The following is a 13137-nucleotide window of genomic DNA, read 5'->3' on the forward strand; positions in this document are numbered from 1 at the left end:
GACGTTTACTGCGATAATCCGACTATCTGTCACGATATGGACACAGCGGGTGGCGACTCGGCCGCGTCGGCCCACGTCTCCACCCGTCCGGCCCACTCCCCGGTCAGGCCGCGGGGGTTCAGATGATTCCGAAGAGGATCCCCGCCGCGAGCACGACCAACGAGGTCAGGGCCGCCCACTTCACCGTGAACCGGGTGTGGTCGCCGAACTCCACCTTCGCCATCCCGACGAGGACGTACACGGCGGGGACCAGCGGGCTCGACATGTGCAGGGCCTGACCGACCAGCGAGGCCCGGGCGATCTCCAGGGGTGACACGCCGTGGGCGGCGCCCGCCTCCGCGAGGACCGGCAGGACGCCGAAGTAGAAGCCGTCGTTCGACATGAAGTAGGTGAGCGGGAGGCTGAGCACACCGGTGACCAGGGCCATGTACGGCCCCATGCCCTCGGGGATGGCGCCGACGAGCCAGTCGGCCATGTGCTTGACCATGCCCGTACCGGTCAGGACACCGGTGAAGACGGCGGCGGCGAAGACCATGCCCGCGACGTTGAGGACGTTGTCGGCGTGGGCGGCGATGCGGGCCTTCTGCTCGGCCATGTTCGGGTAGTTGACGGTGAGCGCGAGCGCGGCGCCGAGGAGGAACAGGACCGGGATCGGCATCAGTTCGAGGATCATCGCGGTGAGCAGCGCGACGGTCAGGCCGGCGTTGAACCAGTACAGCTTGGGCCGGAGCGTCGCGCGGTTCGGGTCGAGACCCTGGAAGCCCTCGTCCGCGCCGTCGCCCGCTCCCGTCACCGCTCCCGCTCCCGCTCCCGCTCCCGAGGGGGTGGGCACGCCCGGGGCGTCACCGGAGCCGCCCGCCGCCCTCTTGGCCAGGTCCGCGCCACCGCCGCCCGCCGCGACCAGCACGGTCTCGGTCCCCGTCTCCGGCACCAGGACCTCGTCGAGCGTGAGGTAGCCGATGCGCTTGCGCTCCCGGCGCCCGAGGACGTACGCGAGGGCGAAGACGAAGAGCAGGCCCGCGCCGAGCGCGGGGATCATCGGGACGAAGATGTCGGCGGCGTCCAGCTTCAGCGCGGTCGCGGCGCGGGCCGTCGGACCGCCCCAGGGCAGGGTGTTCATGACGCCGTTGGCGGTGGCGGCGACACCCGTCATGACCACCAGGCTCATGCCGAGCCTCTTGTACAGCGGATACATCGCCGAGACGGTGATCATGAAGGTCGTGGAGCCGTCGCCGTCCAGCGAGACGATCGCGGCGAGCACGGCCGTGCCCACGACGACCCGGACGGGGTCGGCCTTGCAGAAGCGCAGGATGCCCCGGACGATCGGATCGAAGAGGCCCACGTCGATCATGACGCCGAAGTACACGATGGCGAACATCAGCATCGCGGCGGTCGGCGCCAGCTTGCCGACGCCTTCGATCACGTAGTCGCCGAGCTGGGCCCCCTGCCCGACCGCGACGCAGAAGAGCGCGGGGATCAGCACGAGTGCCGCGATCGGCGACATCTTTTTCATCATGATCAGAACCAGGAAGGTCGCGATCATGGCGAAGCCGAGGACGGTCAGCATGGAGGACACCTCACGTTCACCGTTGAACTGCCGCCGAGCGGCGGTCCGGATGACGGTAGGTGTCCTCTTCTGCCGTTAACAAGGTGTTGACGCGTGAGCAATACGAGCAAAACCCCAGGTCAGCGAAGTGCTCCTGCTGAGGGCGCGCCGATGGCCGCCCTGGGGGTCACGACAGGGGCGACACCTCGACGGGGAAGCCGTTCAGAACGGCGGTCCCCGACAGCGGGTCGATCAGGGACCCGTCGAGCAGCTGGTTGACGTTGACGCCGGGGCGGGCGGACGCCACGGTCAACCGGGTGCCCGGCCGGTCGTGGCCCCAGCCGTGCGGAAGGCTCACCACGCCCTCACGCACCCCGTCGGTCACCTCCACCGGCACGTCGAGCTCGCCTCCCGCGCCCTTGATCCTGGCGAGGCCGCCGTCGGTCAGCCGCAGCCGGGCCGCATCCTCGGGGTGCACCTGGAGGGTGCAGCGGTTCGAGCCGCCGTTGAGGGCCGGAACGTTGTGCAGCCAGCTGTTGTTCGAGCGCAGGTGCCGGCGCCCGACGAGCTGGAGGGTGCCCTCGTCGGGTACGGCGTCGAGCGCGGCGCGCAGCCGGGGCAGATCGGCGGCGATGGGTGCGGGGAACAGCTCGATCCGCCCGCTGCGGGTCTTCAGGACCTGCGGGAGGCGCGGCTTCAGCGGGCCGAGGTCGATGCCGTGCGGGTGGGCCCGCAGCTCGTCGAGGGTGAGCCCGTACGGGCCGAGGCGGAGCATCAGGTCGAGCCGGCGCTCGGCCCCGGTGTCCCCGGTGAGCCGGGCGGCGAACTCCTTGGGGTCGGCGCCGTACGCCGGTGAGTGCTCCTGGGTCACGGCCTTGGCGAGGGCGGTGTCGACGGCGAGGTCGTCCACGGCCGAGGGCGGCGCGCCGTGCATCCCGGAGACGGCGAGGATCAGCCGGGCGTGGATCTCGCACTCGTCCATGCGGTCCGCTTCGAGGGGGACGGCCGCCGGGGTGTAGCGGACCTGGTCGCGGACGGCGAACCCGTTGAAGGCGAAGTCGAAGTGGGCACTGCGGGACGGCGGGGGCGGCGGCAGCAGGACGTCGGCGTGGCGGGTGGTCTCGTTGAGGTACGGGTCGACGGCGACCATGAGGTCGAGGGAGTCGAGGGCCCGGTCCAGGCGGTTGCCGTCGGGGGCGGAGAGGACGGGGTTGGCGGCGATGGTGATCAGTGCCCGGATCCGGCCCTCCCCTGGCGTCTCGATCTCCTCGGCGAGCGCGACGAGGGGCAACTCGCCCTTGACCTCCGGGTGGTGGGAGACCCGGCTGTGTCGGCGGCCGAGGGCGAAGCCCCTGCCGGGGCCCGCCGGGCGGGGGGCGGGCGCGGTGGCGGAGAGCGGGAAGAGGGCGCCGCCTGGCCGGTCGAGGTTGCCGGTGAGGATGTTGAGGACGTCGACGAGCCAGTTGGCGAGGGTGCCGTACGCCACGGTGGAGCTGCCCATCCGCCCGTAGACGGCGGCGGTGGGCGCGGCGGCGAGTTCCCGGGCGAGGGCGCGGATGGTGTCCGCGTCCACGTCGCAGGCGGCGGCGACGGACTCCGGGCTGAACTCCGCTGTCGCCACCCGCACTTCCTCGACACCCTCCACTTGCGCGGCGAGCGGGCCGAGGTCGGCGAGTCCCTCCTCGAACAGGGTGTGGACGAGGGCGGCGAGGAGGAGCGCGTCGGCGCCGGGGCGGATCGCGACGTGCCGGTCCGCGAGGCGGGCGGTGCGGGTCCGTCGGGGGTCGACGACGGTGAGGGTGCCGCCGCGCCGGCGCAGTGCCTTGAGCCTGCCGGGGAAGTCGGGGGCCGTGCACAGGCTTCCGTTGGAGTCCAGCGGGTTGGCTCCGAGGATCAGCAGGTGGTCGGCGCGGTCCAGGTCCGGTACGGGGATGGCGAAGGGGTCTCCGTACAGCAGGCCGCTGGAGACGTGCTTGGGCATCTGGTCGATCGTGGACGCCGTGAAGAGGTTCCTGGTGCGCAACGCGCCGAGCAGCAGGGGTGGGTAGAGGGCGCCGGCCATCGTGTGCACATTGGGGTTGCCCAGGACGATACCCACGGCATCCGGCCCGTACTCCTCGACGAGCGGACGGATTCTGGCGGCGATCGTGTCGAAGGCCTCCTCCCAGGTGGCGTCCTGGAGGCGCCCGCCCTTCCGGACCATGGGGCCGCGGAGCCGTTCCGGGTCGGCGTCGACCTCGGGGAAGGCCGCGCCCTTGGGGCAGAGGAAGCCCTGGCTGAAGATGTCGTCGCGGTCGCCGCGCGCACCGGTGACGCGGGTCCCCTCGATGGTCAGGGTCAGTCCGCAGGTCGCTTCGCAGAGGGGACAGATGCGCAGGGCGGTGGACATGGGGTCTCCCTGGGGCGAGGTCGGGCCGCCGAGCATACCGACCGGTAGGCACGTTCGGGAGGGGGTGCGGCAGGTTACGCGAGCCAGTGCGCCAGATAGGCGTGGAGCAGATGGCGGGTCTCGTCGATCAGCGCCGGATCCCCGGCGGGATCCGTACGGAAGGCGAGCCGGACGAGGGCGTCGGCGGTCTCGACCCCGACCAGGACCTTCCGCCTCAGGTCGTCGTCGGCGGGACGGCTCAGATGAGTGGCGAGGAGGGCGCAGAGCCGTTCGGCGACCTGCCGGTTGGGGTCCTCGGCGAGGCTCCCCGCGGAAGTCCCACCGCCCTCCTCTCCGCCCCCTTCCCCGTCGTCCCCTCCGCCACCGTCCCCATCGCCCTCGCCCGCGCTCTCGCCGGACGCGGTGGCGGGGACCCCGAAGTCGACGAGCGCGAAGCCCGGGACGGTCCGCTTCATCGCGATGAACTCGTCCAGGACGCTGTCGATGGCCCCGTAGGCGTCGAGGAGCGGCGCGGCGGCCAGGCGGTCGGAGACCCGCCGGGCGTACTCGTCGAGGTTGCGGTGCGCGAGGGCGGCGACCATCGCCCGCTTGTTGCCGAAGAAGCGGTAGACGGAGCCGATGGGTACGCCGGCGCGGCTCGCGACGGCTCGGGTGCTCAGCTGCTCGTATCCGGTCTCGTCGAGCAGTTCGGCACATGCGTCGAGGATCCGGGCGAGCCGTTCGGCGCTGCGCTGCTGGACGGGAGTACGGCGGAGCGAGGGCGGGGCCTGCGGGCGGGTCTGGGGCACGGGAACCATGATGCCGCTCCGGTCGGGCTCGGGCGATCGGCGGGCGAGGGCGACCGGTGCGGCCTCGGATGTGGGAGCGGCCGTCGGCGGGGCGGCCGCGTGGCGGAGCTGCCGGGCGGCGGGCGGCGGGCGGCGGGCGGCGGGCTCTAGTGGGCGACGAGATAGCCGACGGCGATGGGAAGGAGCGAGTGCGCGAAGGAGGTGAGAGGGGTGGTGAGTGTGCGGTTCAGGAGGCGCAGGGCGCCCGCGCAGAGTCCGTAGCAGGCGGCGGCGAGGGCGACGACGGCGAGGAGGCCGAGCGTGGCGGTGGGGGTCGGACCGAGGGGTGAGGTCTGCAGGGCGGTGATCCAGCGGGGGTTGTCGGAGAGGCCGTCGTAGGCGGTGGAGCCGAGCAGGACGCAGACCGTGGCGACGAGGCCGGGGGTCTGCGGGGTGGCGTCGAGGCCGTGGAAGGGGGAGCGCAGGACGAGGCGGCCGTCGGCGCGGCGGCCGAGCGGGGAGAGACGGGCGAGAAGGGAGGAGTACACCTCAAAGGGGTCGGCGTGGGCGAACCACCGGTCGCCGTGGCGGGCGGCGCCGAGGAGCTGGACGCCGACATGGACGGCGAGCGCGGCCAGGAGGGTGGAGGAGGAGGTGTTGCGGGGGACGACGAGTTCGAGCCAGGTGAAGAGGAGGAGCCCGGCGGCGGCGGGACGGATGCCGACTGCGGCGGGCACGGGGCGGGGGCTCCGGGGCGGGTGAAGGGAAAGGAGGGCGCGCAGCGGGTTGAGGAGGCGCCAGACGGGGCCGAGGAGGAGGGAGGCGGGGACGAGCCCGACCCAGAGCAGGACGTAGAGGGCGCCGGGCGCGGGGTTGCGGTCCGGGTCGTCGGGGCCGAGGAGGAGGTGGAGGAGGAAGAGCAGGGCGGCGGCTGAGCCGAGGAGGCGGAGTGCGGTGCGGAGGGCCGGGGCGTCGGCCGCCCGCTGGAGGGCGGCGGGCAGCGGGCGGCCGGCAAGGTCGCCCCTGAAGCGGGAGGAGGACCAGAGCAGCCCGAGGGCGAGGAAGGAGACGAGGAGTGCCGCGAAGGCGCCGGCGTAGGCGTAGAAGGGCGAGAGGGGGAGGTCGTGCCGGGAGCCCACGCCGTGGGCGAGCGGAAGTCCGGGCGCGGGCGCGGGGGCGGCGGCGTGGAGGGCGGCGTAGGCGGCGTGGAGGGCGGTCACCGGACGACGAGTTGGGTCAGCACCAGGCCCGATTCATGGGTCTCCACCTCGAAGAGGCCGGTGCGGTCCGTGGTGAGGGTGAGGGTCGCGGGCGTTCCGGGAGAGAGCGGCAGCTCGCGGTCGTAGCCGTGCACATGAAGGGTGTCGGCGCGGTCGCTCGTGACACGGAGGGTGAGGTGCTCGCCCTTCTTCAACTCGATGCGGGAAGGGGGTGGCGAGACGGTCGTTCCGGTGATGGTGAGGGCGAGGGTGACGGTCCGGCCGGGGCCGGGTGCGCGGGACCCGGTCGGACGGGGACTCACGGGCGCGGAGGAAGGGGAGGGCGCGGAGGCGGAGGGAGGAGAGGTGGAGGGTGCGGGGGTGGCGGAGGCGGGGGCCGGCGAGGTGGGCGGGGACGAGGCGGGGGTGGCGTCCAGGCGGACCGTGGTCTGGACGGGGGCGCCGGCGGCGGCCCAGACCGTGTGGTCGTCCGCGTGGAGCCGGACGGTCAGGGTGCGGCCCCCCGCCGGCACGTACCCCCAGGGGCCGTACACGCGGGCGGTTTCCCGGCCGTCGACCAGGAGTCGGGCGTGGCCACGGCCCGGGAGGGCCGCGCCGCCGGTGCTCTCGGGGGTGAACCGGAACCTCTCCACCGTGAGGTGGATGTTCCAGCCGCCCTCGCTGTCGGGGCGGGCCTCGGCCCGGACGGTGGGCGCGTCCGCCGCCGGGAGTTCCCTGAGCCGGTGCCCGCCCTCGTCCCGGGCAGTGAGCAGGGTGCCGCTGCTGCCGGTGGCCTCCTCGTGGCTGGTCCCGGGCTTGTGGTGGGTGGTGGCCCGGCCGCCGCAGCCCACGAGGGCGAGGACGGCGACGGCCAGGACCACCATCAGGGGCGCGACGGCGCGAGGCCGCGTCATGCCGCCTCCTCCCCGTGCGCGGGTACGGCATCGGTACGCGGGGCTGCCGCCGTCTCCGGTTCCGGGGAACCGGGTCCGCGGCCTCCCGCCGCCACCACCGCCCACAGGACCCAGACGACGCCGAGGAGGAGGCGGAGCCAGGCCGGGCTCACGGGGATGCCCGGGATCATCAGGAGCGCCTTGTCGAAGGCGTCGAGCAGGGTGAGGGCGCCGAGGGCCACGGTGGTCCAGGCGAGGACGGGGCGGCCGGGGCGCAGGGCGAGGCCGAGGAGGGTCCACCAGGCGCCGGTGAGGAGGAGCGCGAGGGCCGGGACCGCGGTGGGCGTGAGGGCGAGGGTGGAGCCGGCGACGTCGAGGGCCAGGCCCGCGAGGCCGAGGAGGGTGGCCGCTCCCGCGAGCCGGCTGTCGCGCAGTCGGCGCCACCAGAGGGCGAGGCCGGCCAGGGCGAGGACGAGGGCGCCGCCGAGGGCGAGTTGGGTCTCGACGCGCTGGAGGCCACGGGAGCCGTACCAGTCGCAGCCGGTGGGGAGGCGGCGCGCCTGGACGTCGTAGTCGGCGCAGACGAGGAGCTGGGCGAGTTTGACGGGTTCGCCGATGAGCCGGTCGGTGTTCCCTGAGACGTCGCCGCGGTTCGGTCCGCAGGCGGGGAGGGCGCCGGGGGTGGCGGCGCCGGTGTCGGACTGCCAGCAGTTGCCGCTGCCCTGGCCGTCCCACCACACGTCGCTGCGGTTGGGGCGGGCGGTGCCGGCCCTGTCGACGCCGAGGTGGTTGCCGGCGTAGCGGTTGCGGTGGGAGGTGTCGGTCTGTTTGTCCCAGGCGGATTCGCCGCGGATGAAGGCGGGGACGGCGCTCAGGAAGAAGGCGGAGCGCTGGTGGCCGTAGATCCAGTTGTCCTCGTAGAGGTTCCAGTTGCCGCCCGCGGTGATGATGCCGGTGCCGGGAGGCATGGAGATCTGGGGGCAGACGACGCCCTGTTCGTAGCCGCGTTCGACGGGCGGTCTGGCGCAGGTGCCGTCGGCGACGTAGGGGTAGTAGTTCTGGTTGTTGTCGTGGATGAGGTTGCGTTCGAACTTCGCGTGGTTCTGCGGGAGTCCGGGGTGGCCGGGGAAGGCGGAGTCCATGGAGGCGCCGCCCATGTTGTGGTCGAACTCGTTGTCGTGGACCCAGACGGAGTCTCCGGCGGTGCCGGAGTAGCCGACCATGTTGTGATGGCTGCGGCAGCCGGTGATCTCGATGGAGTAGCGGGGGACGTCGTAGCCGCGGCCGTCGTTGATGTTCGAGGCAGAGCCGGGGTAGATGCCGGAGTCGCCGTTGCCGTAGGACTCGCAGTTCTTGTAGAGGCCGTGGTCGGAGGCGAAGGTGAGGAAGCCGTACTCGTCGTTCCAGCGGGTGAGGACGTCGTCGATGACGAAGCCGTCGGCGGCCAGGACGTACAGCGAGTTGAAGGTGGTGCGCTGGGCGGTGAAGTTGCGGAAGTAGACGCCGTCGGAGCCGTCGGCGCGCAGCGCGTTGAGTTTCCGGTACCTGGCGTCGATGACGACGTCGAGGCGGGAGGCTCCGGTGCCTTCTATCTGGAGGTTCTTCTTGCCGAGGATGGCGACGAGGTTCTGGTTGTGGGGGCACTGCCGCTGCTGCTCGTAGCTGAGGATCTGGTAACCCAGCGCGGACTGCGGGGCCTTGAGGGTGGCGCAGGCCCCGGTGGGCGGGGGCAGTGAGGGCTCCTCCTCGTAGAGGCCGGGGAGGATCGCGATGGTGAGGCCGGGCCGGTCGACGGCGTCGACGGCCTGCTGGAGGTGGCGGTAGCCGTTCCGGGCGCAGCGCTCGTAGAGGGTGAGGTTGCGGGCCTTGAGGGCGGCGGGGTAGCCGGAGATCCGGCGCTCGAAGGCGGCGCGGTCGGTCTTGCAGACGAGCAGGTCGGGTTCTCCGGTGCGGAGCTTCGGCACGCTGCCGGAGCCGTCGGGGAAGGAGACGGGCCGTTCCTCGTGGGCTTGGGCCACGGGGGCGGTGAGCAGGGCCGCGGCGAGTGCCGCCAGCACGACCGTGAGCGCGAGGACGAGCCTTCGGGTCCAGGACATGGGCGTGAGAGTAGAGCAATGTTCACCTTTTTTGACCCCCTCGTGCCGTGATCGATCGGAGGGGCTCGGGCGGGCACCCCGTTGACGTGAGCCGCGCGGAATCCTACGGTCAACCATAGGATTCCCTCAGCGGGCTCAGGACAGGAGCGGTCGATGACCACGGAGCAGGCCAGGAAGACGGCCGAGGCGCTCAGCTACAGCACCGGTTTCGGCAACGAGCACAGCTCGGAAGCGGTCCCCGGCGCACTGCCGCACGGCCGTAACTCGCCGCAGCGGGCGCCTCTCGGTCTCTACGCCGAGCAGCTCAGCGGCAGCGCCTTCACCGAACCCCGGGCCCACAACCGCCGCTCGTGGCTCTACCGGATCCGCCCGTCGGCCGCGCACCCGCCGTACACCCGGATCGACAACGGCGCGCTGCGCGGCGCCCCCTTCACCGAGACCGTGCCCGACCCGAACCGGCTGCGCTGGGACCCGCTGCCCGACCCGGCTCCGGGCACCGACTGGCTGGCCGGCCTGTGGACCCTCGGCGGCAACGGCGACGCGGCCCAGCGCTCCGGCATGGCCGTGCACCTCTACCACGCCAACGCCTCCATGGAGCGGGTCTTCGGCGACGCGGACGGCGAACTGCTCATCGTCCCGGAGCGCGGCGGGCTCCTCCTGCGCACCGAGCTCGGTCTGCTCGCCGCCCACCCCGGCGAGGTCGCGCTGATCCCGCGCGGGGTCCGCTTCCGCGTCGAGCTCCTCGAGGAGACGGCCCGCGGCTACGTCTGCGAGAACTACGGCGCCCCGTTCCAGCTCCCGGACCTCGGCCCGATCGGCGCCAACGGCCTCGCCAACGCCCGTGACTTCCGGGCCCCGGTCGCCGCCTACGAGGACGTCGAGGGTCCGGTGGAGGTGGTCAACAAGTACTGCGGCAACCTGTGGTCGGCGACGTACGGCCACTCCCCGCTCGATGTCGTCGCCTGGCACGGCAACCACACGCCGTACGTCTACGACCTGCACCGTTTCAACGTCATCGGGACCATCTCCTACGACCACCCCGACCCGTCGATCTTCACGGTCCTCACCTCGCCCTCGGACACCCCGGGCCTCGCGAGCGTGGACTTCGTGGTCTTCGCGCCCCGCTGGCTGGTCGGCGAGGACACCTTCCGTCCGCCGTACTTCCACCGCAACGTGATGAGCGAGTACATGGGCCTGATCGAGGGCGCGTACGACGCCAAGACGGCCGGAAAGGGCGGTTTCGTTCCGGGCGGCGGCTCGCTGCACAACATGATGTCCGCGCACGGTCCCGACCGGGAGACCTTCGACAAGGCCAGCGCGGCCGAGCTTCGACCGCAGCGGATCGACGACGGCCTGGCCTTCATGTTCGAGACACGCTGGCCGGTGACGGCCACCCCGCAGGCGGCGGACGCCGACCATCTGCAGAAGGGGTACGACGACGTATGGCAGGGTCTTGAGCGCCACTTCCGGCCGTAGAGTCGCGGCCGTAAGACCGTAGCCTTCGTACGGAGAAACCGTGACCGCCTTCGCTCCCGACTCGCTGGTCCTGAACCGCAAGCTGCCGCTCTGGTATCAGGTCTCACAGTCGCTGCGCGCCTCGATACTGGGCCGCACGCCCGACGCCTCCCTGCGGCTGCCCACCGAGGAGCAGCTCGCGACGCACTACGGCGTGAGCGTGCTCACGATGCGCCAGGCCCTCAAGGAGCTGGAGGAGGAGGGCCTGATCAGCCGGCACCGGCGGCGCGGCACCTTCATCGAGCCGGGCGCCCGGCGCTCCACCCCGCGCCGGCTGCTCGGCTCGATCGACGCGATCGTGGCCCAGCAGTCGGGCGAGCGGACGACGGTCCTCGGGCACGGCACCGCGCCGGTGCCGGGTGAGCTCGCGGAGTACTTCCCCGACGTGACGGAGGTCGTGGCGTACCGGCGGCTGCGCCGCGACGGGGAGAGCGGCGAGCCGACGAACTGGGCGGAGAACGCGGTGCGCCCCGAGCTCGCCGCCGCGATCGACCCGGCCGATCTGGAGCGCTGGCCGATGACGAAGGTGCTGCGGGACGTCGTCGGGGTGCGGATCAGCCGCATCACGGACACGGTCGAGGCGCGCCTCGCCGACCCGGAGACGGCGGCGCTGCTCCAGGTCCCGCTGCTCTCGCCGATCCTCCACTACACCGGTGTGACCTACGACGAGGACGGCCGGGTCGTCGACGTGGCCCGCATCCGCTACCGCGGCGACCGCTTCTCCTTCACGGTGACGGTGGAAGCCCAGTAGGCGCTGGAAGCCCAGGAGGAAGGTGGAGACCTCCCGGCGGGCGGTCGTTAGCATGCGGGGCGTGACGGATTCCCCCGGAGCGGACGACGGCGACCTGCCCCTCCTCGACGAACTCATGCCGTGGTCCGTCGCCCCGCTGCGGTTCGGCCGCTCGTGGATCGCGGCGCCGGACGCGCGGACGCTGCGGTCCCGCTGGGACCGTGTCATGGCCGCCGAGGGGGCCGAGCGGGAGGCGCTGTTCCGGCCCAGCCGGGCGCGGACCGCGGCGAGTGCGGTGGCCGCGCTGCCGGGGCAGCGGACCGGGACCGTCCGCTGGTCCCGCGAGTCGGGTCCTTGCCCCGACCCCGTACGGGTCGCGCGGGGGCCGTTCGACGAGCAGTGGCTGCTGCCCGACCACCGGCTGATCGACACCGCGCGCCCCGAGCTGTGGCGGGTGCTCGGGGAGCCGCAGCTCTTCGCCGTCGAGCAGGGGTACGTGCCGGGGGCGGCGGGGCCCGCCCTGCTGGTGACGGCCGTGCTGCCGGAGGGGCGTTCACCCGCGGGCCGGCCGGGCCGGATCCGCCCGCTGTTCCGGCGCCCCGGGGGCCGGGAGCCCAACCTCGCGCCCGGCCTCCTCGACCACCTCGGGGAGCGGTACGGGCACGAGGTCGACGCCCTGGAGTGGCTCGCGTGGACGGTGGCGGCGGCCCGCCCCTCCCCCGCCGGGTGCCGGGTGCCGCTGCCCGGGGATCCGGAGGTGTGGGCGGCGGGCGTGGCGCTCGGCCGGGAGCTGACGGACGTCCAGGTGCGGGGCGCCGTGAGCGGCACGAAGCCGCGGCTGCCGGGCGGTCGCCGTCCCTATGTGCGGGCGGCGGTCCCGGCGCGGCCGGAGGCGATGACGTACGACGCCGGGGACGAGGCGCTGTGTCTGGACGGGGGCCGGATCTCGCCCGTACCGGAGGAGGCCTGGGAGTTCCGGGTGGGCGGGGCGCGGGTCCTGGAGCAGTGGTTCGCGCACCGGACGGCCCCCGCGGAGCCGGGTTCCCTGGAGGCGATCGGCCCCGCGACCTGGCCGCAGGAGTGGACCTCGGAGCTGCTCGACCTGATCACGGTGCTCGCGCTGCTGGGCGCCCGGGAGCCGGAGCGGGCCGCCTTCGCGGCGGGGGCGGCAGGCCGGGAGGAACTGCGTGCGGCGGGCGTCCTGCCCCCGCCGCCCGGGGCACGCCGTCCCGCGTCCGTTCTCGACCATCAGGAGGAGGGCCCCGAGGGGCAGTTCATGCTGCTGTGACGGGGGGTGCGAACGAGTCGAGGAGGCGAGCGATGCCCATGGCGAAGATCTCGTCCGCGTCGACGGGGGCGGGGGCCTCGGCCAGCAGTCCGGCGAGGTGCGGGTACCGTCCGGTCGCCACCTGTCCCGCGAGGTAGGCGCCGCGCACGGCCTGTTCCTCCTCCTCGGACCAGGGCAGTCCGCGGGCCCGCTCGGCCATGGCCTGTTCGTTGGCGACGGTGAGCATGACGGTGCCGTTGACCATGGCGATCAGCTGCATCTTCAGTCCGGCGGGGATGTCCAGGGGCGTGAGGCAGCCCAGACACCACTCCAGGAAGCGCAGGGCGTTGGGGCTGAAGCCGTAAGCGGTGGTCATCACCCGGGCGAGCCAGGGGTGCCGGTACATGATCGCGCGGCCCTGGTGGGCGATCGCGGTCATGTCGGCGCGCCAGTCGCCGCTGGGTTCCCCGGGGAACTCGTACTCGCCGCTGACCGCGTCGACCATCAGCTCGTACAGGTCCTCCTTGCGGGGGACGTAGTTGTAGAGCGACATGGTGCCGCAGCCGAGTTCGGCGGCGATGCGGCGCATGGAGACGGCGTCGATGCCGTCCGCGTCCGCGATGCGCACGGCGACGGCCACGATGTCGGTCCTGCTGTACGCCGGCTTGGGGCCTCGGCCCGCGCGCTCGGGGCGCGCCCAGATCACTTCCGGTTCGGCCGTTCGGCCCGTCATGG

Annotated in this window: 9 protein-coding genes and 1 pseudogene; 3 read left to right on the plus strand and 7 right to left on the minus strand. The window is 72.9% G+C overall.

What is annotated here, in order from left to right; translation table 11 throughout:
• Window positions 1-118: 118 nt before the first annotated feature.
• The 6 genes and pseudogenes from IO20_RS0119410 to IO20_RS0119435 form a co-directional block, all read right to left on the minus strand.
• Window positions 119-1567, minus strand: a complete 1449-nt coding sequence (locus IO20_RS0119410) for a CitMHS family transporter (RefSeq protein ID WP_030551535.1) — start codon at window positions 1565-1567, stop codon at window positions 119-121.
• 166 nt (window positions 1568-1733) lie between these two features.
• On the minus strand, window positions 1734-3935 hold the full coding sequence (locus IO20_RS0119415; protein WP_030551533.1) for a molybdopterin-dependent oxidoreductase: 2202 nt from the start codon (window positions 3933-3935) through the stop codon (window positions 1734-1736).
• A 74-nt stretch (window positions 3936-4009) separates the two neighbouring features.
• Window positions 4010-4732, minus strand: coding sequence for a TetR/AcrR family transcriptional regulator (locus IO20_RS0119420; protein WP_030551531.1), 723 nt, complete (start codon window positions 4730-4732; stop codon window positions 4010-4012).
• 140 nt (window positions 4733-4872) lie between these two features.
• Window positions 4873-5841: pseudogene (locus IO20_RS0119425) on the minus strand (hypothetical protein); the annotation flags it as partial.
• A gap of 77 nt (window positions 5842-5918) precedes the next feature.
• Window positions 5919-6815 carry a cupredoxin domain-containing protein gene (locus IO20_RS41000; RefSeq protein ID WP_030551527.1) on the minus strand — a complete coding sequence of 299 codons (897 nt, stop codon included), beginning with the start codon at window positions 6813-6815 and terminating at the stop codon, window positions 5919-5921.
• The gene (locus tag IO20_RS0119435; protein WP_030551525.1) at window positions 6812-8890 is read right to left on the minus strand and encodes a right-handed parallel beta-helix repeat-containing protein; all 2079 of its coding nucleotides are present in this window, start codon (window positions 8888-8890) and stop codon (window positions 6812-6814) included. The genes IO20_RS41000 and IO20_RS0119435 overlap by 4 nt, the downstream gene beginning before the upstream one ends.
• A 153-nt stretch (window positions 8891-9043) precedes the next feature.
• Here IO20_RS0119435 and hmgA point away from each other — a divergent pair, with 153 nt between their 5' ends.
• The 3 genes from hmgA to IO20_RS0119450 are packed head-to-tail and all read left to right on the plus strand — an operon-like array spanning window position 9044 to window position 12423.
• The gene (hmgA, locus tag IO20_RS0119440) at window positions 9044-10366 is read left to right on the plus strand and encodes a homogentisate 1,2-dioxygenase (protein ID WP_030551523.1); all 1323 of its coding nucleotides are present in this window, start codon (window positions 9044-9046) and stop codon (window positions 10364-10366) included.
• Window positions 10367-10406: 40 nt separating this feature from the next.
• Window positions 10407-11156, plus strand: coding sequence for a GntR family transcriptional regulator (locus IO20_RS0119445; RefSeq protein ID WP_030551521.1), 750 nt, complete (start codon window positions 10407-10409; stop codon window positions 11154-11156).
• 52 nt (window positions 11157-11208) lie between these two features.
• Window positions 11209-12423 carry a type ISP restriction/modification enzyme gene (locus tag IO20_RS0119450; RefSeq protein ID WP_030551519.1) on the plus strand — a complete coding sequence of 405 codons (1215 nt, stop codon included), beginning with the start codon at window positions 11209-11211 and terminating at the stop codon, window positions 12421-12423.
• Here the strand turns inward: IO20_RS0119450 and IO20_RS0119455 are convergent.
• Entirely contained in the window at window positions 12410-13135 is a 726-nt protein-coding gene (locus tag IO20_RS0119455; protein WP_030551517.1) for a TetR/AcrR family transcriptional regulator, read from the minus strand. The two genes, IO20_RS0119450 and IO20_RS0119455, sit on opposite strands and share 14 nt — an antisense overlap.
• Window positions 13136-13137: the final 2 nt, after the last annotated feature.

Source organism: Streptomyces exfoliatus (assembly GCF_000725545.1).
In the GTDB taxonomy this organism is placed as follows: domain Bacteria; phylum Actinomycetota; class Actinomycetes; order Streptomycetales; family Streptomycetaceae; genus Streptomyces; species Streptomyces exfoliatus.